Origin of the sequence: Lactiplantibacillus daowaiensis (assembly GCF_005405085.1) — a bacterium.
Taxonomy (GTDB): domain Bacteria; phylum Bacillota; class Bacilli; order Lactobacillales; family Lactobacillaceae; genus Lactiplantibacillus; species Lactiplantibacillus daowaiensis.
Window position 1 is genome coordinate 1 of the sequence record NZ_BJDJ01000010.1, and the last position, 25,175, is coordinate 25,175.

24 protein-coding genes and 1 pseudogene are annotated in these 25,175 nt (G+C 44.3%); 4 read left to right on the plus strand and 21 right to left on the minus strand.

Annotation, left to right across the window (positions count from 1 at the left end; translation table 11 throughout):
• Positions 1-215: 215 nt before the first annotated feature.
• The 3 genes from FFM75_RS07465 to nrdD form a co-directional block, all read right to left on the minus strand.
• Positions 216-821, minus strand: a complete 606-nt coding sequence (locus FFM75_RS07465; protein WP_379832228.1) for a VIT1/CCC1 transporter family protein — start codon at positions 819-821, stop codon at positions 216-218.
• Between the two features lie 110 nt (positions 822-931).
• Positions 932-1,480: an anaerobic ribonucleoside-triphosphate reductase activating protein gene (gene nrdG / locus FFM75_RS07470; RefSeq protein ID WP_414672087.1), complete on the minus strand. Its 549-nt coding sequence runs from the start codon at positions 1,478-1,480 to the stop codon at positions 932-934.
• The gene (gene nrdD, locus FFM75_RS07475; RefSeq protein ID WP_137628551.1) at positions 1,446-3,668 is read right to left on the minus strand and encodes an anaerobic ribonucleoside-triphosphate reductase; all 2,223 of its coding nucleotides are present in this window, start codon (positions 3,666-3,668) and stop codon (positions 1,446-1,448) included. Before nrdD ends, nrdG begins: the two co-directional genes overlap by 35 nt.
• Positions 3,669-4,214: 546 nt before the next feature.
• Between nrdD and FFM75_RS07480 the strand changes: the two genes are divergently transcribed.
• Positions 4,215-4,721 (plus strand): hypothetical protein, encoded by a 507-nt coding sequence (locus FFM75_RS07480; protein ID WP_137628552.1) that lies wholly within the window; start codon positions 4,215-4,217, stop codon positions 4,719-4,721.
• A gap of 52 nt (positions 4,722-4,773) precedes the next feature.
• Here the strand turns inward: FFM75_RS07480 and FFM75_RS07485 are convergent, their stop codons facing one another.
• From FFM75_RS07485 to FFM75_RS07495, 3 genes are all read right to left on the minus strand, one after another.
• The gene (locus FFM75_RS07485) at positions 4,774-6,159 is read right to left on the minus strand and encodes an aspartate ammonia-lyase (protein ID WP_137628553.1); all 1,386 of its coding nucleotides are present in this window, start codon (positions 6,157-6,159) and stop codon (positions 4,774-4,776) included.
• A gap of 251 nt (positions 6,160-6,410) precedes the next feature.
• A complete protein-coding gene (locus tag FFM75_RS07490; protein WP_137628554.1) occupies positions 6,411-7,556 on the minus strand; it encodes an ArgE/DapE family deacylase in 1,146 nt (381 codons plus the stop codon).
• 60 nt (positions 7,557-7,616) lie between these two features.
• Positions 7,617-10,451: a MucBP domain-containing protein gene (locus FFM75_RS07495; RefSeq protein WP_137628555.1), complete on the minus strand. Its 2,835-nt coding sequence runs from the start codon at positions 10,449-10,451 to the stop codon at positions 7,617-7,619.
• A 210-nt stretch (positions 10,452-10,661) separates the two neighbouring features.
• Between FFM75_RS07495 and FFM75_RS07500 the strand changes: the two genes are divergently transcribed.
• Together FFM75_RS07500 and FFM75_RS07505 are read left to right on the plus strand one after the other, a co-directional pair.
• The gene (locus FFM75_RS07500) at positions 10,662-11,072 is read left to right on the plus strand and encodes a peptide deformylase (protein WP_137628556.1); all 411 of its coding nucleotides are present in this window, start codon (positions 10,662-10,664) and stop codon (positions 11,070-11,072) included.
• A gap of 54 nt (positions 11,073-11,126) precedes the next feature.
• Positions 11,127-12,128: an FAD:protein FMN transferase gene (locus tag FFM75_RS07505; RefSeq protein ID WP_137628557.1), complete on the plus strand. Its 1,002-nt coding sequence runs from the start codon at positions 11,127-11,129 to the stop codon at positions 12,126-12,128.
• Between the two features lie 50 nt (positions 12,129-12,178).
• Here FFM75_RS07505 and lepA read toward each other — a convergent pair whose 3' ends face one another.
• From lepA to FFM75_RS07560, 11 genes and pseudogenes are all read right to left on the minus strand, one after another.
• Positions 12,179-13,975 carry a translation elongation factor 4 gene (gene lepA / locus FFM75_RS07510; protein WP_137628558.1) on the minus strand — a complete coding sequence of 599 codons (1,797 nt, stop codon included), beginning with the start codon at positions 13,973-13,975 and terminating at the stop codon, positions 12,179-12,181.
• Positions 13,976-13,979: 4 nt separating this feature from the next.
• A complete protein-coding gene (locus FFM75_RS07515) occupies positions 13,980-14,648 on the minus strand; it encodes a TetR/AcrR family transcriptional regulator (protein ID WP_137628559.1) in 669 nt (222 codons plus the stop codon).
• 119 nt (positions 14,649-14,767) lie between these two features.
• Positions 14,768-15,481, minus strand: a complete 714-nt coding sequence (locus tag FFM75_RS07520; protein ID WP_137628560.1) for a GntR family transcriptional regulator — start codon at positions 15,479-15,481, stop codon at positions 14,768-14,770.
• 80 nt (positions 15,482-15,561) lie between these two features.
• On the minus strand, positions 15,562-16,299 hold the full coding sequence (deoC, locus tag FFM75_RS07525; protein ID WP_137628561.1) for a deoxyribose-phosphate aldolase: 738 nt from the start codon (positions 16,297-16,299) through the stop codon (positions 15,562-15,564).
• 151 nt (positions 16,300-16,450) lie between these two features.
• Positions 16,451-16,951: a MerR family transcriptional regulator gene (locus tag FFM75_RS07530; RefSeq protein WP_137628562.1), complete on the minus strand. Its 501-nt coding sequence runs from the start codon at positions 16,949-16,951 to the stop codon at positions 16,451-16,453.
• Between the two features lie 31 nt (positions 16,952-16,982).
• Positions 16,983-17,489: an SRPBCC family protein gene (locus FFM75_RS07535; protein WP_137628563.1), complete on the minus strand. Its 507-nt coding sequence runs from the start codon at positions 17,487-17,489 to the stop codon at positions 16,983-16,985.
• 350 nt (positions 17,490-17,839) lie between these two features.
• The gene (locus FFM75_RS07540) at positions 17,840-18,121 is read right to left on the minus strand and encodes a type II toxin-antitoxin system YafQ family toxin (protein ID WP_137628564.1); all 282 of its coding nucleotides are present in this window, start codon (positions 18,119-18,121) and stop codon (positions 17,840-17,842) included.
• A gap of 4 nt (positions 18,122-18,125) precedes the next feature.
• The gene (locus FFM75_RS07545; protein WP_137628565.1) at positions 18,126-18,401 is read right to left on the minus strand and encodes a type II toxin-antitoxin system RelB/DinJ family antitoxin; all 276 of its coding nucleotides are present in this window, start codon (positions 18,399-18,401) and stop codon (positions 18,126-18,128) included.
• A 242-nt stretch (positions 18,402-18,643) separates the two neighbouring features.
• Positions 18,644-19,497 (minus strand): annotated as a pseudogene (locus FFM75_RS07550) (aldo/keto reductase).
• 84 nt (positions 19,498-19,581) lie between these two features.
• On the minus strand, positions 19,582-20,577 hold the full coding sequence (locus FFM75_RS07555; RefSeq protein WP_137628566.1) for a tRNA dihydrouridine synthase: 996 nt from the start codon (positions 20,575-20,577) through the stop codon (positions 19,582-19,584).
• Positions 20,578-20,710: 133 nt separating this feature from the next.
• Entirely contained in the window at positions 20,711-20,905 is a 195-nt protein-coding gene (locus FFM75_RS07560) for a hypothetical protein (RefSeq protein ID WP_137628567.1), read from the minus strand.
• Between the two features lie 206 nt (positions 20,906-21,111).
• Between FFM75_RS07560 and FFM75_RS07565 the strand changes: the two genes are divergently transcribed.
• Positions 21,112-22,029, plus strand: a complete 918-nt coding sequence (locus FFM75_RS07565) for a LysR family transcriptional regulator (protein WP_223876634.1) — start codon at positions 21,112-21,114, stop codon at positions 22,027-22,029.
• Positions 22,030-22,127: 98 nt separating this feature from the next.
• Here FFM75_RS07565 and FFM75_RS07570 read toward each other — a convergent pair whose 3' ends face one another.
• The 4 genes from FFM75_RS07570 to FFM75_RS07585 form a co-directional block, all read right to left on the minus strand.
• Positions 22,128-22,661, minus strand: a complete 534-nt coding sequence (locus FFM75_RS07570) for a Fic/DOC family protein (protein WP_137628569.1) — start codon at positions 22,659-22,661, stop codon at positions 22,128-22,130.
• A complete protein-coding gene (locus FFM75_RS07575; RefSeq protein ID WP_137628570.1) occupies positions 22,654-23,088 on the minus strand; it encodes a helix-turn-helix domain-containing protein in 435 nt (144 codons plus the stop codon). Before FFM75_RS07575 ends, FFM75_RS07570 begins: the two co-directional genes overlap by 8 nt.
• 244 nt (positions 23,089-23,332) lie before the next feature.
• Entirely contained in the window at positions 23,333-23,518 is a 186-nt protein-coding gene (locus FFM75_RS07580; protein ID WP_137628571.1) for a hypothetical protein, read from the minus strand.
• 240 nt (positions 23,519-23,758) lie between these two features.
• Complete coding sequence (locus tag FFM75_RS07585) at positions 23,759-25,138, minus strand: SLC13 family permease (protein WP_137628572.1); 1,380 nt, start codon at positions 25,136-25,138, stop codon at positions 23,759-23,761.
• Between the last annotated feature and the right edge of the window lie 37 nt (positions 25,139-25,175).

Consider the following 25,175-nt stretch of genomic DNA (forward strand, 5'->3'; position numbering starts at 1 on the left):
GTCACCGGTACAATACCGAGAACTTGCCAATCAGTTAGCAGCTTAATTTAGTTGTCCAAACTTGTGGGTTCACTTCAATCTTATAAAAGACCTCATTTCATCAATTGCTAAGTGTCAATGAAGATTAACACACTATAAGTATAGACTCTTATATAGAAAATTTCGACCGCAAATATCTATTTTTGTATTAAATCTGCAATTAATTTGTAGTCAACCTATCCGGCAACGTTACCACCTAGCAAGGTCCCCATGACATACGTAATCAAAGCGGTCGCCACCCCAACTAAGATGTTACGAAAGATTACTTTATGTAATGGTACCGCGCCATTCTTCGCACTGACGGTCGCATTCAAGCTGAGGGCAACCATCATTGCTACGACCGTATTGACTAACCGCCAGCTTGGTGCTGATAAGCTAATGGCCAATAATGGAATCAACGCCCCTAACAAAAATGACACAAACGAAGTCGCCGCTGCATGTAATGGATTTAAAAGGTCAATTTCACGAATTTTCGTCTGATACAAGCTCGTGATGCGCTCGCCTGGTTGCATTTGCGCATTCAGTTTTTGAATTTGGACATCTTTTTGGGCACTGACTGACACATATTCGCCACCGGCCATCGAACAAGCCCCAGCTAACATCCCAGAGATACCGCTAATAAATAATGTGGTATTGCTGAGATCCGCGCCAACTGCGCCCAACACGATCCCAGAAACAGAAATAATCCCATCGTTGGCCCCTAAAATACCGGCCCGTAGCACATTCAAGCGATCCCAAAAGTGTAAATACCGTGTTTGCCATTGTTTAATCATACTTAACATCATCATTCTTCCTCTCATAAATCCCAAATTTGGCGCTAATAAAAACAGCATAGCGCAGGTCCACGCCAGCTATGCTGTCAAAAATTTTTCTTGATACTGATACTAAATAACTAGTGTTTTAACTTGTCCCAGATGACAACATCATTAGCCGCTAACGACTTGGGGACATCGATAATCCGTTGGTTCGAACTACCACGGAATTGCAACGTCAAATCCATCTTATCTTGTAAGAAACGACCGTCGACTAAAATATCGATCAATGACAACATTTTTAACTTGTCATCAGAATCCTTTAACAATTCATCCCAAGTGTAGCCCGACCATGACCAAATATCCTTATCATGACCGAATTCTTGGCGCACCCGCTCACAAATCCGAATCCCAACTTGGGTGTTTAAAAATGGTTCTCCGCCAAGCAAAGTCAACCCTTGCACATAGTCTTGACTCAAATCAGCAATAATCTGGTCTTCTAATTCTTGGGTATACGGTTGGCCATAATGGAAGTTTTGCGCGGCCACATTGTAACAACCTGGACAACGGAACGGACAACCACTCAAATATAGGCTGCACCGTACCCCTTCCCCATCAACAAAGTTAAACGCCTTATAATCAGCGACGTATTGTTCACTTAACTCCTCTGCCAGCCATTCTTTCGGCATCGGATTGTTTGGTCCTTTCATAGCGCGCGGCATTCTTAATCATCTCCGGAGACATATTTTTTTCACGTGACGCAATTTCAACATGCCGACCATGAACCATCGGCCGTTGTTGGGGGTTACCTAAATAACCACACGTCCGTTTAACAACATCACAATATTTAGGGTCATGGTTGCCACATTGTGGGCACACGAACCCACGCGCAGTAGCCTTAAATTCACCTTTAAACCCACACTTGAAGCATTGGTCAATCGAGGTATTCGTTCCCAAATAACCAACATGATCATAAGCCCAATCCCAGACAGCTTCTAAAGCTTTGGGATTTTGCGTTAAGTTCGGGTATTCGCAATAATGGATAAAGCCACCCGAAGCATACTTAGGAAAGACTTCTTCCAAAGATAACTTGTCAAATGGTGACGGATGCTTGCGGACATCATAATGGAAACTATTGGTGTAATATTCCTTATCCGTCACATCAGGAATGCGACCAAATTTTTGAATATCATCCCGACAAAACGTATCTGTTAATGATTCGGCTGGTGTCGAGTATAGGCTATAGTGATAACCACTTTCTTCAGCCCATACTGCACATTTGTCACGTAAGGCTTTAACCACTTTTTCGGCAAAGGCCCGGGCCGTGTCATTTTGTTCCCAATCTGGGCCAAAGAACGTGGTACAAACTTCATAAATACCAATATAGCCCAGCGAAATCGTCGCCCGTTGATTCTTAAACAGCTCATCAACAGAATCGCCAGCTTTTAGCCGCTTACCAAAGGCGCCATGCATATAAAGTAAGGGGGCATTTTCCGGCTTAGCTTGCTTCGTCCGTTCAATCCGGTAAGCTAAAGCGGTATGACACAAGGTCAACCGTTCTTCAAAAATTTCCCAGAATAAATCAGGATCACCATGGGCGGATAACGCAATCCGTGGTAAGTTAACTGTTACCACGCCTAAGTTCATCCGTCCAGAGTTGACTTCAACCCCATTTTCATCACGCCAGCCTTGTAAAAACGAGCGACAGCCCATTGGTGTTTTGAAGCTCCCAGTAATTTCTTTGATTTTATCGTACATTAAAAGATCGGGGTACATCCGCTTCGTAGAACATTCAATCGCTAATTCTTTAATGTCATAATTAGGGTCATTGGGGCCAAGATTCAACCCCCGTTTAACCGTAAAAATCAACTTAGGGAAGATGGCCGTCCGGTGTTCTTTACCTAGTCCCTTAATCCGAATTTGCAAGATAGACTTTTGAATCTCACGTTCAATCCAGCTCGTTCCTAAGCCAAAGTTAACCGTGGTAAAAGGCGTTTGGCCTTGTGAAGAATACAAGGTGTTGATTTCGTATTCCAGGGCCTGCATGGCATCGTAAATATCTTTTTTTGTTTTCGCTTTAGCAAAAGCTTCGCGTTTGTCAGCGGCTACCCACTTTTCAGCATCAGCTAAATGCTTTTGGAAGTTGATTTCAGCATAGGGCGCCAATAATTGATCAACGCGGTTAGCCGAACAACCACCATACTGTAACGACGCCACGTTAGCGATGATTTGCGCCATTTGGGCCGTCGCTGTTTGGATTGACCGTGGGGAGGCCACCTCCGCATTTCCAATCTTATAACCATTCTTAAACATGCCATCAAAATCGATCAAGCAACAATTCGTTTCTGGCGTAACTGGTGAATAATCCAAATCATGCCAATGTAAGTCGCCCCGCAAATGGGCCTTGGCCACCATATCTGGTAGCATCTTCAATCCTAAAGCACGACTAGCCGCGCCAGCTTCAAGATCACGTTGGGTATTAAAAACATTACTATCTTTATTGGCGTTTTCATGAACGACACTCGCATCACGCGCAAACAACTTTTCAATGCGCGCTTTGACATTGGTCGCCGCTGAAAAATGGTCTTGTTCTTTGATGAAGTAATCTTGATACTGCTTCGCAACCGTCGTTAACCCGAGATCATTAAAAATCGTGATCAACGCGGGCCGTAATTCGCGTGTTTCGACTTGCGATGCGTCTTGATAATGTGCCACGATAGCTTGCCGCACAGCTTGACGTTGGTCAGCGTCGGTGATGAGTTGATCGAGCACAAAATCAATTTTATAAGGATGAAATTTGGTCTGGGTGCCATCGCGCTTGATGACTGGCAGGGCCCGTAATTGGTCTAATTCAGTTGTTGTCGTTGTTGTTATCATAAGATCCCCACTTTTCAAAATCGTTCGTTAGGTCGCACTAGCAATGGTACACGCCTACAATCAATGGTACTACTAGCTAAACCGGATACTATATATAGTAGCTCATTTTGCTAGCGTTGCCTATCTGGTTTTAGCCCCCTTGCCGGCCACAAGGTGACCTAAAAGCCGACCGGTCAAGCTTACATCCGGCCAAAAATACTTTAAATTTATTTGCTATATTAACGAAATTATATAAACGGAATATTTAATTCAGGGGTTTGATGGCTAGGCCAATTACGTGTCATCATTGCCTTTTGACCACTTTTTACAAACTAAGTTTTGCCGTAATTAATGGGACTAAAGTCATTATGATGCCAATATTTAGTGATTGATATCGCCTATATAAATATCATAATATTAACGATTCTTTGGTCATGTCATTAAAAAACACAACTTTTCCGAATAAAGTCAGTCATATCGGTTTCACTCATTCCCAGCTTCCTCTATAATGAACCATGAGAGAGTGAGTTGTTAGCTAACGGGGCTAACGCTTCGGAGGAGATTATCATGAAAAAATTACGGGGAATGTTAGGCGCCTTAGCGCTACTAACATTAGGTCTTGCGGGTTGTCAGGCCGTCGCCAACGATTCATTTAAAACGACCGACACAGTCCAAAACGTACAGTCTGCAGCGCCGGGGGTAACGGCAGTCAGCAAAATACGCACGACCGATTACTTAGGTCGCTGGGTCAATCAGGCCCAAGGGGTTGCGATCTATTTAGATACTAACCAGAACTTAGCCTTATTTCAAACCAATCACGCCACAATCAAGGGTCACTATACGTTAAAACTTGGTGACAATTACCAAGCTACACTCAATCAAGCCAAATTAGGGACCGCCCAATTGACTTTGAGTAACGCCACAACGATGACCTTAAAACGTGGTCAAACCACGTTTAAATTAACCAAAGACACTGGCTGGAGTCCTGAGCATGGGGAAATCCCCACCGATGCTAAAACGGCTTTAAAAGCGTCGACATTAGCGACACCAACGCCATTAAAACCGGCCTACTAAAAAAAGCGTCCGATCACATTAATTGTGACCGGACGTTTTTAAGTTACTGTCATTAAGCTTGTTGTTTTTGTGGTTGGCGTGGTTGCGTTAAATTCGTTGGCGCAAACAATTTCGTCACTAATTCAGTTGGCAAACGATGTTCAGCAACGAGTAACCGCCGGACGGACTGGTGTTGGCTCAGTGCCCGTTTGATCAGCTTGGTTGTAGCCATATAGCCCAAGTATGGGGTTAAAACAGTGGCCGTAATTGCCGATTGGTCAACTTCATCGGCACACTGGTCTTGTTTGACCGTCAAGTGCCGTAAGCAATTTTGAATCAAGGTCTGAACAGCTTGTTGTAACTCATGTTCGCTGGCTAATAAATCGCGGAACATGATGGGCTCAAACGCGTTTAATTCAAGTTGTCCTGCTTCAGCGGCCATTGTCACCGTCGTGTCGTGACCGATAACTTCAAAGCAAACTTGGTTAACCACTTCGGGGATCACTGGGTTAACTTTGCCCGGCATAATGGATGACCCTGCTTGTTGCGCTGGCAAGTGTAACTCGGCCAATCCCGCTTGGGGGCCACTAGCCAATAATCGTAAATCGTTACTGAATTTCGATAAATCGACCGCCAACGTCTTTAAAGCACCTGAGAATTCCACAAGTAAATCACAGTTTTGCGTGGCATCAATCAAATCAGTCGCCACTTTTAAATCCAACCCAGTTTGGTCATTTAAAGTTGGAATAACGTGCTGTTGATAGTATGGGGTTGCGTTAACTCCGGTCCCAATGGCGGTGCCACCTAAGTTAACGGTCTGCAAATGTTCACCAGCCGCTTGGACCCGGTCTAAATCACGTTTGAATAAGTGTTGATAAGCATGGAAACTACGACCATAAGTGGTTGGCACCGCATCTTGTAACTGCGTCCGGCCAACTTTGATCGTATTAGCGTACGCTTCTCCTTGTTCGCCTAGCACTTGTAATAAGTCGCGTAAGGCACTGAGTAAGCCTGGCAATTGTTGTAATAACGCCATCTTACCAGCAGTTGGAAACGTATCATTAGTCGATTGTGATTGGTTCACGTCATCGTTTGGCTGCACATCAGCATCAGCGGTTAACCGATTGGCTAAGTTAGCGACCACTTCATTCACATTCATATTAGCTGACGTGCCAGCTCCACCTTGAATTGCCGGTACAATAAAGCTATCCGCATATTGCCCTTGTAACAACTCATCACATGCCGCTTTAATAGCGTGTGCTTTGGTCGTTGACAACGTCCCCGCCGCTTGATTAACCGTAGCGGCGGCTTGTTTGATCTGTACTAAACTCATGATGATTAATGGATGAAGCCGTTCGGTACTAATTGGAAAGTTGTGTACGGCGCGTAAACTATGAATCCCATATAGCGCCTGATCTTCGACGGCTAATTTACCAATACAATCTTCTTCAATTCGCATGCCCAAAACCCTCTTTGTTAGATTGATGTTAGAACTTCTTACATGAACAACTGAATTATAGACCATTTAATTGTAATTTCAACTGATTTAAATCATTTACATTGATTCTTAAGTTCGCCTATAGTCTAACTTATTAATCTTCATTTATCAAACTGTTTCGATAAGTTTACATAGAATTCTCATTTAAGGATTACCTAGACCAATTAAAAAACGAACCTAACTAACAGTCAGATTCGTTCCAGTTATTTGCTTTAATTTAAATAGTCGACAAACAGTTGTTGATACAGCTGAATGAAGTCTAAATACATCTGCCGATCAACATTTTCATCCACTTGATGCGGTGTCATATTCCCAGGGCCAAACATGATAAATGGAAAATCACGGTCTTTGCCTTTCAGTAAGTTAGACGCATCCGTTACCGCTGGAATCGCCACTTTAGGAATCGACGTGCCCGCATAAGGTTGACCCAACTTAGCCGCTAAATCACTCAATTCAGTGTCTTTAGGGGCCGCAACTGGATTTTGTGACATGAAGACACGTAAGTCAACTTGAGCGCCCGCAGCGTTTTGTTGATCCACAAGTTGTTGCAAAGCTGCAATAGCAGTGTCGTTATCGAATTCTGGAATCGAGCGAATATTTAATTCGGCTTTTGCTGCCCCTGGAATCGAGTTCACTTGGTTGCCACCCTGTAACACCGTACTGTTAAAGATCAATTTGCCGAGTAAGTCACTCTCGCGATCACTGTCACGGAAAACATGATTGGCCTGCGCTAAGATTTCGATCAACGGGTCTAAGGCGTTGTAGCCGGCTTCTGGCATGGAGCTATGGGCCGTCTTACCTTTAGACGTCAACTCAACATCAATGGAGCCTTTATGGGCATACGCAATATTGTAGCCAGATGGTTCACCAATGAGTAGTGCCGACACATCTGCCATCGTTCCAGCTTCATAGAACTTTTGTGAACCCGTCTCGCCGACTTCTTCAGCAACGGTAGCCATCAATCGGATCCGACCATTTTTCAACGTCTTAGCGGCATCAATTTCAATCATGGCAATGACCATCGCAGCCAGTCCAGACTTCATATCAGTCGCACCCCGACCATAAAGTTTACCAGCACGTTCTGTTAAGGTAAATGGATCACTGGTCCATTTACTAGTATCGCCTGCAGTCACCACATCCATATGTCCAGAAATGCCAAGTACGGGACCCGTCGTCCCAATTTCAGCAACCAAATTACTCCGAGTATCGCTCAGTGGCATCAACGTTGCTTGAATACCATGGTCAGCAAACAGCCGTTGTAAATACTGGGCCACTTCTGTTTCATCATCATTCACTGATTTAATTTTAACCAAATCTGCTAAAATTTTAATTTTATCTGTCTCACTAAATACTGCCATTGACACGGCCTCCTTATAGTATAAGTTTAACGCAAATCATGCTTCAACTGGGTAAATCAATTACCGAGTTTGGCGGCGATACCACCAATAACCCAGGCCAATTAAGACTAGCGCACTCGCGCCAAGGACAACTGGCCAACGCGTGGTTCGTTCATTGGCTTGCGGTAACTTACCGGTGCCCGCCCGTTGTAACGCTTGGTTAGCTGTCGCCGTTGGCAACTTGGTTGTCGGCGCGGCAGTTGCCTGGGTCGGCTTAGTTGGGGTAGTTGTGGGTTTAGTGCCAGTATTCACCGTATCGCCAGCACTAGTTGTCGTACTGTCAGTTTGATTAGCCGTCGTTTTTACTTGATAGCGATAAATGACCGTTTGCGTGGCTGCCGTATAGTGTCCGGCTGGTTTGCCAGTCACACCATGGGCCGTATAACCTTTGATATGCGGCGCGGTTGTCGCATAAGCGCTCCCGACTGACCCAGTCAAAGTCTTAGTTGCTGCCAATTTTTTGCCGGCTAAATCTTGATAATGTACCATGACCTTCCCAGTTGCGATTGGTTGTGCATCGGCACGATACCGATACGTGACGGTCTGAGCAGTCGCCTTAAACGTCCCAGTCGTCGGCGCCCCCAGTGTTTTAGCATAGGTGTAGCCTTTGATGGCCTTTAGTGTCGTTTGATAAGCCGTCCCAACGTCCCCAGTTAACGTTTCGCTTATCGCCAAGGCCTGGCCCGTCTCATCTTGATAATGCACCGTCACTTGGCCCGTTGCCACCGCTGGTTGGTCGGCCGCATACTGGTACGTCACAACTTGTAGCTGTTCCATATAAGTTCCGGTTGTGGGGCCCGTTGTCTTTACTAAATGATAGCCCTTGATAGCCTTAGCTTTTGTCGTATACGCTGTGGTCAGTTTGCCGGTCATCGTTGTCGCTGGCACTAAGTCGTGCGCTTTTTCATCCACATAGCGTACTAAAACTTGACCAGTCGTTACTGGTGGCACTACCGGTTGATACGTAAACTTAAACGTTTGCGGATCAGCCTTGAACTGACCAGCAATCGTACTTGGCGTCGTTTGTAGTTGATAGCCAGTTAACGTTAAGGCTTCAGCGTTAAAGTCATCGCCAACCTTGCCAGTCAATTCAGTTGCTGGTGCTAACTCACGGCCAGCTTCATCAAGATACATGATCGTCACGGTCCCCATTGCAACTGCTTTGGGGGTATAAATATAGGTCACGGTCTGCGGATCGGCACTAATCGTTACAAGTGGCTCACCTTCTACGCGTAATAAATTATAGCCCGCAATCATTTTAGCTTTGGTCTGATGTTGGTCACCAATATTGCCCTGAATCGTTTCAGCTTCAGCTAAAGGCGTGCCGGTTTCACTTTGATGACGAACGGTGACTGGGGCACCTTTAACTGGATTCTTGGTATACGTATAGACGACCGTTTGCGCTTTGGTCGTAAATTCGCCGCTCGTTTGACCGGTCACGCTCGCAAACGTATAGTCGGTGAACGACTTTTGTTGCGTTTGATAGGTATCACCAACATTACCCGTTAACGTCTCGGTAGGCGCCAGTTTTTGACCACTAGCCTCTTGATAATGAACCGTGACGGGGGCGCCAGCGACGACTTTTTTCGTATAAACGTAAGTCACCGTTTGCGCTTCCGCTGTCAGTTGTCCCTTGCCATTTGTGGGCAACTGACTAGTATCTAATTCATAATCAGGTAGCTCGAGTTGATAGTCCGTAGTCGTCGCATCATACGCGTCACCTAAGTTACCCGTAATTTTTTTATCCGCAGCAATTTTTGTCCCAGTTTGATCGACGTAGGTGACGGTGACCGGTGCAGCTATAGCAGCTGGGTTGGTCATGACAAATCTTTGGACGTAAGTTAGTACCGCCGTCGTCAGCCACGTTTGGCCTTGGCGCGACCGTTGCATCACGTCTAAAGCTGGTTGTTCATACTGCGCCGTATTAACCGCAACGGTCTTTTCTGGGTCTAAGCTCGCCAAATCATCGATCGAATAAGTCGCCCCCAGTGTCATACTGGCATTATCTAGCATCGGTTTGATCACGTATTGATGGATCATATCACTCTCTAAATACGCCATGACTTGGTCCAGTTGAGCTAAGATACCCTCATCACTCCCAATCGCCGCCATAAAGTCATCCATTAAAACGGCATAAGCCCGATATTGGTCCTCATAATGGGCACGAACTTCATCATGGGTAATCAAGCCTAGTTCTAATTGAGCAAAATCTCGTAAAAGCCAAGCCTGAAACCCGTTCATCGTATTGCTGTACTGTTTAAACAAAGTCGGATCGATGGTTTCACCGCTAGCTTCAAGGAACAATTGATAATAGCTTTCACCATAAGTTTGGTGCCCATACTGATCAGCAATTAAACTTGAATCTTTTAAATACGCGATCATACGCGCTTGGATCTCTTCGTCAACAATCAGGTCATCATCATTTGTCAGATTAGCCCAAAAGTCCGGATCAGTAGCGGTTGCAAACGGCAACCAAATTTGTGCGGGCCAAAAATAATTATGATCATGTAACACCTCATTTTTGGTAACTTGGACCATCGCCGTATTTAAGCCGGCATACGGAATTGCCTTAGTTGCCGTTGGTTTCGGCACCTTGAACTGACGTGGTTTTAGCTTGAGCAACGACTGTCGTAACTGTTGACCAACATATTTGGCAGTCGTTGTTAAATCAGCAGGTGGCGCTGATTTAACGGTTGTCGTTACCGGCTGTTGTGCTAAAGTTTGTTCTAAACTTGCAGCTTGACTAACCGTATAACCCCCTATACTTACAACTAGCGTAATCAACATCATTAACGCTATTTTTGCCGGACTGTACATGCGATAGAACCGTTTAAATCGTCGTTGACAGGCTTGCATAATTTGCTCCTTTTTCGAGAAACTTGACACTAACCGACATTCACTTACTTAAAATTTTATCATGCTTGACTAAGTAACTGAACTAAAGGCGAATCCGATTTCAGTAAGCATCGTTATCGATTTATTCTTTGATTTGACGACTGTGACTTGCGGACTCGTTTCGCACACCACTATAATAGAACGTAAAGCAAATAAAATGAGGTAACCATCATGATAAAAAACGTCGTGCACGACCCGGCCGCCTTGACCCAACCAGCGGCGCCTGCGACCAAACAAGATTTAGCAGTTGCAACTGATTTATTGGATACACTCAAAGCCAATGCCGATCGTTGTGTCGGGATGGGTGCCAATATGATTGGCAGTAACAAAGCCGTCATCGTAGTCCAAATGGGCCCGTTCGCGATTCCAATGTTCAATCCAAAAATCACTAAAAAAGCAGGTGCTTACCAGACCCAAGAAGGCTGTCTCTCACTAGCCGGCGAACGGCCAACCACCCGCTATCACCAAATCACCGTACAATTTCAAGACCGGCAGTTTAACTGGCAAACCCAAGCATTCACGGATTTCACGGCTCAAATTATTCAACATGAAATCGATCATTGCCACGGCATTTTGATTTAACTTTTTGACATCGATACGATTGATGTCCCAACACTCATATTTAGGACTGATAACATGACAACTTTAAATGACCAAGGCCAACCAATGACGCCCCAATTGGCGCAACAACGTCGGCACGCTTCACACTATGCGCTAGGCACTGACATTGACTTAACGCTTTTTGGTAGCGATACCAATGACTATTTGACCCAAGCCAATCAATTGATCGACCAATATGAAGACCGCTTAACAGTCAATCGGCAGCAATCTGAAGTGATGGCCATTAACCATGCGGCTGGTGACCATCCCGTTCAAGTTTCCGCTGCCACTTATTCGTTAGTTAAACAAGCCATCTTATTGAGCCAACAACACTTTGGCTTTAACGCCTTGATCGGTCCCCTAGTAAAACTATGGCGCATCGGCTTTGACGACGCGCACTTACCTAATCAAGCTGAAATCAAGGCACGTTTGGCTTTAGTTGACCCATTCAGCGTTGACTTAAATGACCAAAACTTTAGTGTGTACTTGCAACACGCCGGGATGGAACTGGACTTAGGTGGGATTGCTAAAGGTTACATCGCTGATCGAATTCAGGATTACTGGGAAGCTTTCGGTCAACGCGCTGGAATGATCAATCTTGGTGGTAACTTGTTAATGGTGGGCGATTCGCCGCTACATGCCGATAAGCAATGGCGGGTCGGGATTCAAAACCCACTTACACCACGTGGCAATGCCATTGCCAGTGTCACAATCGGCCCGTGTTCAGCCGTAACAAGTGGGATTTATGAACGGCATTTGGATATTAACGGTAAGTCTTATCACCATATCCTAGATTCAAAAACCGGCTACCCACGTCAAAACGACTTATTAAGTGTCACGATTTTATCGAAGCAATCGATCGATGGCGAAATCGAAACGACCCGCCTTTTCTTCGCCGGCGAACCAGAAGCCGGTTGGGGCGAAGATCGTGATGATTTGTATGGCGCGATTTTTGTGACTAAAGATAAAAAGATTCAAGCAGTCGGGTTAAAAGACGCAACGATTAAGTTGTTGGATCCGGCATTTGAATTAGTTTAGCTAAATCGAAAGCAAAAAAGACGCAACCTTCAATGGTTACGTCTTTTTTGCTATAATGACAGCTCTAAAATTGCATTGAAAACATCTTGCGATAACGTAATGTCGCTATACGCCGCTTGACGTTTATTGACACTTTGCCGCCGTAATAAGGCTTGTTTCTTTGAGAGACTGCGCTTTTCGCCATTGACCGCGGCGTTCTTGCGCAACGGTGGAATATCCACTCTGGCTAATGGTTTGCCTTCAACCACTGCTTGGGCTGGCATCGGGTAAAGCTTACGTGGCACTGTGTATTTCAATTGATGAACTAACTTTTGCGTCATTGCGGGCGCATCTTCACGATGAACAACAAATGACAAGGCATCAACTTTAGCGTAATTAATATGCACTTCAACTTTAACCACATCGGCCAAATCATAATCATCAAAACGCGTTTCAAGCGTGGCATACCCATGGGTGATCGACTTTAGCGCATTGAAGAAGTCATACGCAATTTCGGCAAACGGCAAGCGGTAATGTATCACCACTAACTCCCCTTGGTTCGCCATATCCACTAACTGGCCCTTATGATTATCGGCCAACTGCATCACCGCACCCAACGTCTCACTAGGCGTCGTGATCGTCGCTTTGGCAAATGGTTCTTCCACAAAGTCCACCGCGGCAAAATCCGGAAAGTTAATCGGATTATTAACGAGTACCGGTGCATCTTGTCCTTTTAAATGCACTCGGTACGTGACATTTGGCGCAGTCGTTAACACTGATAACCCATACTCATCTTGCAACCGCTCACGGATGATTTGCAGATGAAAAATCCCTAAAAAGCCGCACCGAAAGCCTGGCCCTAAGGCTTCGGAAACTTCGGCTTGATATTGAAACGACGAATCATTTAAGGCCAATTTTTCAATCGCCAATTGTAAGTCATGATAAGCTTGATCTTTGGGATAAAACCCAGCAAAAACCATCGCTTGGGCTGGTTGGTAGCCTGGAAACGGGTTAGCAGTGGGCTGAGCTTGACTCGTTAACGTATCACCGACCCGCAACAATTGTGGGTCTTTTAACCCCGTCACAACATACCCAACCTCGCCCACGCCAAGGGTTTGCACCGGGGTCATCTGTGGGGTAAACGTGCCGATTTCCTTATTCGTTAACGTGGTTTGTGCCGCCATTAACTGATTGGCCATGCCGGACTTGAGTTGCCCGTCCGCAATCCGAACATACGCAATAATGCCTTTAAACGGATCATACAACGAATCAAAAACCAACGCTTTTAACGGTGCAGTCGCTGAACCAGTCGGTGCTGGAAAAACTGTCTTGATGGCTTCTAAAACCGCATGCACCCCTTGGCCGGTCTTGGCTGAAATCAGTAATGGCGATACCGTTGCCAGACTCGCGTCTAATGCTTGAATCTGGGCCACCGTCCGTGCAACATCCGCCGCGGCACTGTCAATCTTATTCACGACCGGTAAAATCGCGAGACCATTTTGTTGGGCCAAGCGCCAGTTAGCCACCGTTTGAGCTTGTACGCCTTGTGTGGCATCGACTAACAAGATCGCCCCATCACTAGCCGCTAAGCTCTTGGATACTTCATAAGAAAAGTCGACGTGTCCTGGTGTATCAATTAAATTATATTCATATTCCTGCCCATCACCAGCTTGATAAAAGTTACGGACTGTCCGCGACTTGACGGTCACGCCATGCGCTTGTTCAACCGCCATATCATCTAGTAATTGGGCTTGGCTGTCACGGTCACTGACCGTCTGAGTTTGGCTCATAATGCGATCGGCCAACGTGGACTTACCATGGTCGATATGCGCGATAATCGCAAAATTGCGAATGTTAGTTGCTTTCAAATCTTTACTCCTTTGTTAAAACAACGGTTGGATACTTACCTTGTAAGTAATATCGAAAAGTCGTCACCGTATCGGGTCCTAAGTTTACTTTAAAATGTTCAAAATCTTGGTCATATAATGGCTGGCGATTAAATTCATCTAAACCGGCTAAGTTCATCATGCCGCTGATCATGGCACTTTGAACTAATAATAACTGGCTGATTTCAGCCACCGTTAACGTTGGAACCCGGGTTTGAATCGTTTGCGCCAAGCGTTCGTTACTGGCATATAATGCTTGGCGATGACTAATCGTCTGCGCCATATTCGCACCCTGCTCTAAGATTGGGCCGCGCAAGGCATTCAAACGGACTAATAACCCATGCGTCGTAATCAAGTTCGCGGTTTCCGTCAACAAGAGCTGTAAGAAATCTGCTAACGTAAACGTGGTGCATTGTTCAATACGCCTCGTTAAGTCATCAAAATATTGGTGATACCCATCTAAAAGTAACGTCATAAAAAGACTTTCTTTGCTCTCATAATAATTGAATAACGTCCCTTTAGAAACGCCAGCTTGCTTAGCAATCGCGGCCATCGTTAATTGACTAAATGACTGTTGCTCAAATAGGGTTAACGCCGCCGCCGCAATTTGTTGGGCCCGATCAGTTTTTTGTTCTTTCGTCAGACTATTCACCATGTGCAAAGCTCCTTTTTTGACTATTGGTCAGTTTTAAATTCAAAATAAATAGTCAGTTCAATCGTAAACTGACTATCAGTCATTTTTAAATATACACCCGATTTTTTTGCTTGTCAAAATTAACGTTTGAGATCCATCATAAAGTAATTCACATCGCCACGATACTTGGCAATTGAGTATTCAACGGGAACATCTTGGCTCGTAAACCCTTGCGTGTGGAAATAAAACAACGGATCACCTTGGGTCACATTCAATAAATCCGCCGTAGTTTCATCGGCCGTGAGTACATCTAACCGCCGCCGAACGCGGTCAACGGCTAAATGATGTTGCGCGAGCGTGTCGTACAACGATACTTGCGTAAAATCAACCATCGCTAACTTGGTTAACGACTTGGTCGGCAAATAACTCGTTAACAAGACTACTGGTTGGCCATTAGCGTACCGTAGTCGGACTAATTTGTAGACGCTGTCTCCCGTTGCGAGCTGCAAGTTGGTCGCAACTTCATCAGTTGCAGCTTCAGTCTGAAATAACAAGACTTTGGTTTGTGGCTGTAAGCCTTTATCCGCCATTTCCGCATTATAGCCCTCAATCACCTGGGTAAAGGCTTGCGCAATCTTCGCTTGTTTAACCATCGTGCCCCGCCGTTTACGCTTTTCAAGTAAGCCTTGTTCAACCAGCGTCTGAATAGCTTGGCGCACTGTGGGCCGACTGACTTGATATGTCGCCATTAAATCCACTTCGCGTGGAATCAACGTATGTGGCGGATATGTGCCATCTTGAATCTTGGCACGTAAATCTTGTTCGATTTGGATATGTTTGGCTACTGCTGACATGTGACCGCCCCTTTTGTCATGATATATTAGCTTAATCATAGCATAAAAAAACGTCCATCGTTACTGATGGACGTGACAGCTTATTGGGCAAGTTTCGGATAAGGACGGTCGATATCGATATGATCAACATGGTCAACGGTCATCCGTTCTTTCAAAGCTTCAATAATCTTAATGCCAGCACTACACCCGATACGGTCCGCACCAGCCTTGATCATGGCCAAAAAATCATCTGAATTGCGAATACCGCCAGCGGCTTTGACCTTAACCGTGTCACCGACTACAGACTTCATTAACGCCACATCTTCAACCGTGGCACCACCAGTGCCAAAGCCAGTGGCGGTCTTAATAAAGTCTGGTTTGACTTCTTTAGCAATCTCAGCGACCTTGCGGATTTCATCACTGGTCAAATAACAATTTTCAAAAATCACTTTGCATGGCACGCCGTTGTGATGACAAATCGCTACAATGCGGGTCATCTCGTCTTGAATATAAGCATAATTGCCATTCTTTAATTCGGTGATGTTAATGACATAATCAATTTCATTAGCGCCGTGCTTAATAGCATCTTGGGTATCGAATTCTTTAGATTCAATACTGGTCTGCCCGAGTGGAAAGCTGATTGCAGCCCCAGTATCAATATCGGTACCGGCTAATAAATCTGAACAAACTTGTGACTGGACTTGGTTGATTGCCACCATTTTGAAGTGGTATTGTTTGGCTTCATCACAAAGGACTTTCATATCCGCTGCTGAAGCATCGGCCTTTAAATTGGTATGGTCAATCATCCGGGAAAAATCATCAATTGTATAAGCTGGCATAATTATCGTCTCCATTTAATAAGTTATTACATATTGAATGATAGCGATTTCTCGGTTGAATGTCAATCTTTCATCTAGCTAATCGAACTAACTCAAAATAGCGACCTAATGAAGCTTAACTTCATCCGGTCGCTATGTCACTGGTTCCGTATTATTTTGGTAGTTCAATAACTTCATTAAATAATGCCAAAGTCGTCAAATCACCAATTTCCTTTAGATGTGCTTGATATTGTCGGGCTAATTGAGGGTCCACCTCATTACTGCCGGGCAGAAAATGAATAGCTTCCGTCCCCGCAGCCACTGCGGTTTCGTAGTACCACTTCTTATATTGCAAATACGCTAACGTTTCTTGTAAGTCTAAAATCTTAGTCTTTAAGTTTTGCTCATGGGCTAATAACAACTGATACCGTTCATCCAAACTAGTATCACCTTGTAGCCGCAATTGCACAAACGTTGCGATTTCATTAACCGGGACGCCGGCATTTTTTAAACACATGATCGTGCGCATCAAATGCAGATCATTGTCAGTGAATTCGCGGCGCCCCGCTGCATTGCGTTTAACAAAGGGTAATAATCCCGCTTTGTCATAATAACGCAAGGTATCAACGGTAACACTTAATTTTTCAGCCACTTGCCCAATACTATACGTCATTCATCGTCACCTCTGACTAAGAATACCAGTTTTAAGCCTTTTTAGCTGCTTTAACGAGTCCATCTAGCCAAGCTTGATGGCCATTAAGCATTGGATTAGGCGTTTGTCCCGCCATATCTGCCGCCGGTTTGCCGAGTTGTGATTCTTGTGTTAAGACCCGCACCCGGTGACCTGGCAATGCTTCGATCAAGAAAGCATGGTAGACATCTAGCGCGGTTTCAGCATCGCCGTCTTGCCAGCCATGCCAACTAATCCGTGCGATTTGATCATCTTGCGGTTCAACTAATTCCATCACTTGGGCATCGATGGGAAAGCCAAACGTATCAAACCGGAACGTTTCACCTTGTTGTAGTTTTGACGTCCGCGTATCACTCAATTGAATGTTAGCAGCATTATCGTAATACCCTTCCCACTTGCTCGTATCGACTAAGTAAGCCCACACTTGTGAGACCGTTAGATCGGTCACAATGACTTCATTTGAGACAAAATTATCCGTTGTTCCTGGTAAATACCGACTTGGCCAATTAATTTGTTGCATAACTAATTCCTCCTAGAATGTCAGTTGTTTTATTGATTGTTAACAGCTTACAACCTGGAGTCAGCTCCAGGTCAAGGCGAAAGTTTGCAATTTGTCGAAAAAAACAACGCGCGATGATGCCAATCACACCATCAAGTTCACCTAGCCTTATTGCGAAAGGATTCTTGGTGGTAATCAGAGTTGTGAAACATCGCATTGACGAGTTAACCGACGTCTCGTAAGTCAACGCTAAAATCCATATTGTTTCAATCATAAAGCGTCATATTCAATGACATCATCATTATCTCCTTGGTTGGTTGCTTGCATATATTGGGTCACAAAAAAACTAGCCATGACAGCTAGTCTTTAATTTACAAAATAGCATGTGAGCCAGTATCCAATAGTAGCAACGTCATTTCATTATTACGAGTGATTTCATACAGCAATAACCAATCCGCTTCCAAATGAATTTCGTTAATGCCAGCTTTGTTACCCTTTAAAATATGCCATCGATATTGTCTAACTAACGTATCATGATCTTCAGTAGCAATGACGCGAATGGCAGCTTCAAGCTTTGATGTATCGTAATGTTTTCTTCGAAGTTGCTTGAGATGACGTTCAAACATTTTAGTGGTTCTAATATGATTAATCATATGTCTAATTCTCAGAGTTTCTTAAATGTTGAATAAAGCCGTCTAACGTATAGTCAGTCGTATCACCGTTTTCAACATCTTTTAGTGCTTGGTCCAAGTTCACCGCCAATGGATCATTAGTTGGTTTGAACGGTAATCCGTTTTCCTTAATCATCTGTGAAATAAACAGGTTAACAGCTGCAGTGAGATCAATTCCTAACCCTTTGGCGACTTCTTCAGCCTGTTGCTTACGATCAAGATCCATGCGAATCGTCACCCGTGTTTTTTCTGAATTTTCCATAATCACACCTCCTGTGTCCTTTGGTGAAAATTTTATCACCACTAGTCACAAAGCTAAAGCAAAATGCTTTAGTTTTGTGACTAGATTGGTTTCATGTCTTTAAACTTGGATAGATATAGATAGCCGCGAGTTTGGTTGTATCCTTGGCTGGCTTATCGCTAACAAATAATTGCCACTTATCCATATAAATGAGAAATTTAGTCAAAAAAATAACGCTGCGATCGCAGCGTTACCAAAATCATCTATGCCATTGTCGTTGATTTTTCCAGCCAAGCGTTATCTTGTGGATCAGCTGAGCCACGTTGGTTCTTATCTAAGCCAGCAATTTTGGCCATATCAGCCGCCGTCAACGCAAAGTCAAAGACATCGATATTTTGTTCGATCCGGTCTTGATGAATCGACTTTGGAATCACAATTTCACCACGTTGTAAGTGCCAACGCAAGATGACTTGAGCCGTCGATTTGTGGTGGGCTTGCGCGATTTCAGCTAAGACTGGGTTCGTCAAAACATCACTCTTGCCTTGACCCAGTGGGCCCCAAGCTTCGTGCCGGATATTTAAGTCGTGTAATAAAGCATGCATCGTACCTTGTTGGAAATAAGGGTGGGTTTCGATTTGGTCAACCACTGGCAAGACTTTGGCACTCGCCAATAATTTTTCCAATTGGGGTTGTTCAAAGTTCGAGACCCCAATGGCCTTAATTAACCCATCTTGGTACAAGTCTTCCATGGCACGCCACTGGCACGCCACTTTTCGGTATAGCCTTCACTTGGCCAATGGATCAAATACATATCCAAGTAATCCATTTGCAGACGCTTCAAGCTAGCTTCAAAGGCACGCTTCGTGTCATCATACGTCTTAACGTTATCCCATAACTTTGACGTCACAAACAAGTCTTCACGCGCCACATCAGCAGCCGCTAAAGCTTGGCCAACCCCATCTTCATTATGGTAGATTTTAGCCGTATCAAAATGCCGGTAGCCAGCTGCTAACGCGTCATTGATTGAATTTTTTAAGCTATCATCATCAGCGACTTTGAAGACGCCGAGGCCTAATTGTGGGATCTTAACCCCGTTATTTAAGGTAATTGTTTCCATTTGGATAACCTTCTTTAATTTAATTTGTTATTACATATTAAAGAATACCCTATTTACCTGAAATCATCAAGTAATCGTTTTCAGTTACTCAGCTTGTTCCAACTGATCAATGATGGCGCGTACTTCATCAGTGGTTTTAGTCTGCATGAGATCATTGCGAATCTCAGCCGCATGTCGCATACCGCGCACATAGATTTTAAAGAACCGTTGTAATGGTGCAAAGTGGCCTTGGATTCCCATCGCAACGAATTGATCGTATAGGTCAAGTTGGTAACGCAAGAGTTCTAATAACTCGTGTGACGAATGGGGTTTTGCATCCGCTTCAAAGGCATACGGATTAGTAAAAATCCCACGGCCAATCATAATGCCGTCGACGCCCGGATGGTCATTAGCGAGCTTAATTCCAGCTTGATGATCCGCAATATCACCATTAATTTGTAATAACGTATCTGGCGCTAGCGTATCACGCATTTGCACCAAGTTATCAATCAATTCATAATGGGCGGGCACTTTACTCATCTCGGCGCGCGTCCGCACATGGACGGTTAAGACCGGTACTTGTTGCTTTAGTAAAAACGGAATCCAAGTTTCGTATTCATTGAGGTCATTAAACCCTAACCGGGTCTTCACGGTTACCGGCAAGTCTGATTGACGAGCACCTTCGATAACTGCTTTAGCCGTATCGAAATGCCGAATCAAATCACTACCACTATGATTTTTGATAACGGCCATATCGGGACATCCCATATTCAAATCAATTGCTTGATAACCTTGCTGTTGGACTTCTTTAGCGGCCTTAGTGAAATCGGCACCGCTATTGCCCCAAAGTTGTACGATTGGCTTAGGTTGCTCACTTGGATCAATATAAAGTCGCCCACGCGTCGTAAACTTGGCTTTAGGATGCGTGATACTTAACGCATTAGTAAATTCCGTATAAAACACATCGGGAGCGGCCGCTCGCATCACGACACGCCGAAAGACCGAACCGGTCACGGCCTCCATTGGTGCTAAACTAAAAAATGGCCGCTGTTCCTGTTGGGCTTTAGTGGCAATGCGCTGCCAGTATGCTGATTGGGTCACTTCGTTCATCTCCTCTAAAAAAATATCATCCCTTAACTATAGCGAGTTTTTACCGTGAAACGCAAGCATTAAGCCGCTAGCTAACAAAAAAGCGTGACCACTTTGGGCCACGCTCATCACAATAATAGCTGTTCTAATGAATCCACATTAAGGCCCAGACAAGTAGTCCGATCATCAATGCGATGTTTAAAAATTCAGTCCGTAGACCCGTGAGTTTAATCGAGCCGAACGAAACACCAGCTGTGGCATCCATGTATCGGAAGAAAATCCCACTTAATAAAATACCAATTACCAAGATAACTAAAAATGCTAAACCAGTCGTCATCATCAAACTCAACTCCTTAAAAATATCTATTTTGAAGCGGTTTCTTAAGCCACGTTTATTGTGGACCAGCGACCGATTGCAAGCAAGTTTTTTCGGCCAAAAAAGCCCGGTTCTTAGCGATTTTTTATTAACCAAACTGACTCCAACAGGACGGATTTTAAATCCAGTGTTAGAATAGAAAATAAGCTTAATTGTGAACAATGAAAGTGGTGAGTCCTTTGACGATCAACGATATTCAAGCCTTCATCATGGTCTACGAACTGCGACATATTTCTAATGCTGCCGTCGAACTCCATATGTCGCAATCAGAACTTTCCAAGCGAATGCGGGCCGTCGAAACGGAATTAAATATTAAGTTACTCGACACGTACAACAAGCGACGCTTACAAATCACTCCTGCTGGGGAAACCTTTTACCATCATGCGCAAACCATGATTGCCGACTATGAAGCGATGATGCATGACTTGGCACCGAATCGACCGACTAAAACGAGCAAGTTAAATATCGGGTCGATTCCCGTTTCCGGTCAGTATAATATCGCGCAAAAGATTGCCAGCTTTAATAGCGAGCATCCCGAAGTCGAACTCAAAATTATCGAAGACGAAGGCAACCACGTGCGCCAACGGTTATTAGATGGTGAGTTTCAAGCGGCTATTATTCGCGATACGCAGACCAGTGGCCTGCAGCCAACTGAGTATCAAAAGCAACCGTTATTAGCCGATGAACTAAAAATTATCTTGCCAGTTGGTCATCACCTCGCCCATCAAAAAACGATTCGCCTACGCGACTTAGCTAATGAACAATTGGTTAGCCTGCCAGCTGGTTCCGGTGTCTATGAACTGATCATGTCACTCTTTGCGCGTCAAAGTTTAGAACCGCATATCTTCTTTGAAAGTACCCATATCGAAACTTTGTTAGGCATGTTACCGAACAGTCATAACGTCACCTTGTTGTTCAAACAATCGGTGACGCCGTTTATGACCAGTAACGTCGTCATGCGTTCCTTGGCAATTCCAGTCTTGAGCCAATTACAATTTGTTTATCCGCAGCGAGACGGTAGTCAGTTAATGACCGATTTAATTGATTTTTTAACGACTAATGCAACCACAAAGACCAATGCCAATTAGACACAAAAGCCACCGTTATCGGTGGCTTTTTGACTTACTTTAGTGGTGTTAAATACGTTTTAAAAACTTCAGCCATTAGTGCCGGACTGTCTTCAATACTAGGCGTCATAGGCGGGTTGATCCGGTGTAATTTCAAACCAGAATCCTTTGTAAAAGGCCAATCCTTGGGCCCAGGTACGCTGTGTGCGACCGTTGCCTTCGCGAAATGGATGCATGAAATTAAAATCTGAGATTAGCTTTCCTAACACTTCAGCAGTAGTGACTAAGTCACCAGCCGCCACGATTTGATAACGTTCAAGATCACGATTGATTTCACCTAAGGCAGTCGGCAAAAATTGGGCTTCCAAAAATGACGACCCACCTTTCATCATGTCAACCGTTCGAAACTGCCCCGCCCACTCATAAATGCCATCAAATAAGTACGCATGCAATTGCAAGACTTCTTCAAAGTCATGACCCGTTATCGTTAAGCCATTTTCCAATTGAAAGTCTCGCTCGGCTAAATAAGTCTGACGCGCCATGGTCGTTCGATATTCGACTTGTGCCAATAGCTCTGCGTCAGTAATTGATAATAAATTTTTTAACGTCCCATTGGGTTGTAAGTAGTCCTGCCAGGCAGTCGTTTTATCCATGTAAACTTACATTTTGTTCAGCTTCAACTTGCTTTAAAATCGCTTGGGGATCAATCTGTGACAAATCATCGTTAGCTAAATGACGGACTGCTACAACCGTCGGCTCATAGCCTTCATACATATTATTTGCCAGCGCACTGACAGCGCTCTGATAGGCCTTGGCCGAACTAAACGGCACGCCCATAATTGTTAACTTTTCTGGATCTCGTTCTAAATTAATCATCAACTGGTCTCCTTTAAATGCCTTGAGTAACTGAAACGACTGTGGACTAGCACCAAGTAGCTGGATTAATTTGGCGGCGGAACCACTCGGCTGAAACCGCCCACTCTCCCAACCTTCTAAGGTCCGCACAGAAACAGCTAATAAGTTAGCCAACTCAGCACGACTCAATTGATACTGGTCACGAATTTTGGTGATTTGATTCATGTGGCACCCCCTTCGATCCTTGTTGATAGTATATCACGTTAATACGTAAATTACGTATCTGCTGTTTTCTATTAATACTATTTGCATTATATCAGCATTTGACAAACGTATGTTCTTATTTACAAAAACAATATTATCTTTACACTATCCTTACAGTGCAACCGTTAACGCAACAAATGCTTACAACTCACAGCATCCGTTATGCGAATAACTGGCTGATCACTATGCTTAATAGTTTAGCTAACTAGGCCTGCCGCTTGAAAAAGAGGGCTTGGATCATAATAATAATGCTTACAATCACAAAGGCCGTCTGCACATACCAATTCAAACTACTAAAGCTAGGCTGTAACGTATCTTTAATACTGATGGCAAAAATAAATAACGCTAGCCAAAAATCTATACTGCGATAAAACTGCTTGTTGAACTTCATCCGATATCCCCCCGCTTGAACAGCATTTATTAAAACGCTTTCAACACATTCAGTTCCATTCTAACGCTTGGCGTTTAACCAGTAAGCCAATTGACAGAAACAACCATTTTTCAAGTTTAAACGTCATTTAAAATCACGCAAAACAAAAAGCCCGCCAACTAACAGTTCACACCTGTCAGTCAACGGACTTCTCCAATCTAGTTGCAGCAAATTCAAACCAACTAGATCACGATTCAATTTTTAAGCTAAGCCCACTAAATGGAACCAGAACATTTCAATCAAGGCAATGATGAAGATAACCCCAGTCATTGGAATTCCTAATCGCATGACATCACCTTGCGTATAGCCGCCACCAGTATCAGGATCACTCCCAACCAAGACCGCTAAGTTATGGAATGGCAAAATGTAATGCAAGTTAGTGACCGTGAAAACTAATAATGAAACGGCTAATGGACTAATACCCATATGCGCTGTGGCCGTGACGAACGCTGGGATCGTAATCCCCATCACGGCAATCACGGACCCCATAAACATGTGGATAATCATGGCAAAGACGGTAATGAAGATAGCCAACAAGTAAATGTTTGTTGGCAAGTTAGTTGGGATCACCGTTTTGGCAATCCACTTGTTCATCCCAGTTACGGTCCCAACATCTCCAATCGCAATTGCAGATGTTAAGAAGACGAGCACGTTAACGGGCACCCCTTCCCATGACTTGGCAGTTAAAATACCACCAACAACTGGTAAACTCATCATCAATGCGACGATCAAGGTCAACCAACCAACATCTAACCCAGTAATCCCGCTCGTTAACCATAAGGCGATCGCAATGACCAACCAAATAATGGTCCGAACTTCTTTACCAGTCATACCACCCATTTCGGCTTGTTTAACCTTTAAGGCGTCAACATCGATATGGACTTCTTGGCTTGGTTTGAACATGAACATGAAGACAAACATCGTTAAGATGGCCGCAATAATCATCGGCACACCCATATATACAAAGTAAGAAACGAAGTTAACATTCACACCAGAATCCGCAACGGCTAAAGGGTTCAAAGACGTATCCCCGGTATAAAAGACCCCGGATAATGGACACGATGCCGCAAAGACGGCCAACCCTAATTTAGCTAAATCGCGTTTCGGCATATGGGCGGTTTCTGCGACCACCGAAATAACCGACATAATCATAAAGGCCCGTGGCCATGGATGCGGAATCAATAACGCTAAGATAAAGGTCAACGCGAAGATTGAAACGACGATCCCTTTCCAACTCCGCACAAACTTAATAATAAACGCATACGCGATCCGTTGACCTAAACCAGATTCGTTAACGGCACCGGCAATCAAGTAAGCCCCGATAACCAACCACATAATCGACCCAGTCCACGCCGACGAGAATACCTGACTAGGTGTGGCGACGTTGCAAATGATCAATAACATTAAATAAATCCCACCGACGAAGGCTGGTTGGGCAATTTGCATGGCCCACCAGACGACCGTCATCAGACTTAACGCCAGGTCCATTTGACCTTTAGCGGAAAGCCCTTGGATTGGCAGTAGGTAGATAATCGCAAAGACCGCGATCCCACTAAAAAAACCAATCGACTTTTTATTCATGAGGAGAATACCCCTTTCATTAGTCACAGTAAATCCG

What these genes read in the sequence shown, in the direction of transcription:
- FFM75_RS07540 (WP_137628564.1), bottom strand. Translation starts at nt 18,121, where the DNA reads ATGATTAATCATATTAGAACCACTAAAATGTTTGAACGTCATCTCAAG.
- deoC (WP_137628561.1), bottom strand. Translation starts at nt 16,299, where the DNA reads ATGCCAGCTTATACAATTGATGATTTTTCCCGGATGATTGACCATACC.
- FFM75_RS07505 (WP_137628557.1), top strand. Translation starts at nt 11,127, where the DNA reads ATGACAACTTTAAATGACCAAGGCCAACCAATGACGCCCCAATTGGCG.
- FFM75_RS07520 (WP_137628560.1), bottom strand. Translation starts at nt 15,481, where the DNA reads ATGTCAGCAGTAGCCAAACATATCCAAATCGAACAAGATTTACGTGCC.
- FFM75_RS07480 (WP_137628552.1), top strand. Translation starts at nt 4,215, where the DNA reads ATGAAAAAATTACGGGGAATGTTAGGCGCCTTAGCGCTACTAACATTA.
- FFM75_RS07500 (WP_137628556.1), top strand. Translation starts at nt 10,662, where the DNA reads ATGATAAAAAACGTCGTGCACGACCCGGCCGCCTTGACCCAACCAGCG.
- FFM75_RS07465 (WP_379832228.1), bottom strand. Translation starts at nt 821, where the DNA reads ATGTTAAGTATGATTAAACAATGGCAAACACGGTATTTACACTTTTGG.
- FFM75_RS07530 (WP_137628562.1), bottom strand. Translation starts at nt 16,951, where the DNA reads ATGACGTATAGTATTGGGCAAGTGGCTGAAAAATTAAGTGTTACCGTT.
- FFM75_RS07485 (WP_137628553.1), bottom strand. Translation starts at nt 6,159, where the DNA reads ATGCGAATTGAAGAAGATTGTATTGGTAAATTAGCCGTCGAAGATCAG.
- nrdG (WP_414672087.1), bottom strand. Translation starts at nt 1,480, where the DNA reads ATGCCGAAAGAATGGCTGGCAGAGGAGTTAAGTGAACAATACGTCGCT.
- FFM75_RS07545 (WP_137628565.1), bottom strand. Translation starts at nt 18,401, where the DNA reads ATGGAAAATTCAGAAAAAACACGGGTGACGATTCGCATGGATCTTGAT.
- FFM75_RS07490 (WP_137628554.1), bottom strand. Translation starts at nt 7,556, where the DNA reads ATGGCAGTATTTAGTGAGACAGATAAAATTAAAATTTTAGCAGATTTG.
- FFM75_RS07575 (WP_137628570.1), bottom strand. Translation starts at nt 23,088, where the DNA reads ATGAATCAAATCACCAAAATTCGTGACCAGTATCAATTGAGTCGTGCT.
- nrdD (WP_137628551.1), bottom strand. Translation starts at nt 3,668, where the DNA reads ATGATAACAACAACGACAACAACTGAATTAGACCAATTACGGGCCCTG.
- FFM75_RS07580 (WP_137628571.1), bottom strand. Translation starts at nt 23,518, where the DNA reads ATGAAGTTCAACAAGCAGTTTTATCGCAGTATAGATTTTTGGCTAGCG.
- FFM75_RS07560 (WP_137628567.1), bottom strand. Translation starts at nt 20,905, where the DNA reads ATGATGACGACTGGTTTAGCATTTTTAGTTATCTTGGTAATTGGTATT.
- FFM75_RS07515 (WP_137628559.1), bottom strand. Translation starts at nt 14,648, where the DNA reads ATGGTGAATAGTCTGACGAAAGAACAAAAAACTGATCGGGCCCAACAA.
- FFM75_RS07535 (WP_137628563.1), bottom strand. Translation starts at nt 17,489, where the DNA reads ATGCAACAAATTAATTGGCCAAGTCGGTATTTACCAGGAACAACGGAT.
- FFM75_RS07495 (WP_137628555.1), bottom strand. Translation starts at nt 10,451, where the DNA reads ATGCAAGCCTGTCAACGACGATTTAAACGGTTCTATCGCATGTACAGT.
- FFM75_RS07570 (WP_137628569.1), bottom strand. Translation starts at nt 22,661, where the DNA reads ATGGATAAAACGACTGCCTGGCAGGACTACTTACAACCCAATGGGACG.
- FFM75_RS07585 (WP_137628572.1), bottom strand. Translation starts at nt 25,138, where the DNA reads ATGAATAAAAAGTCGATTGGTTTTTTTAGTGGGATCGCGGTCTTTGCG.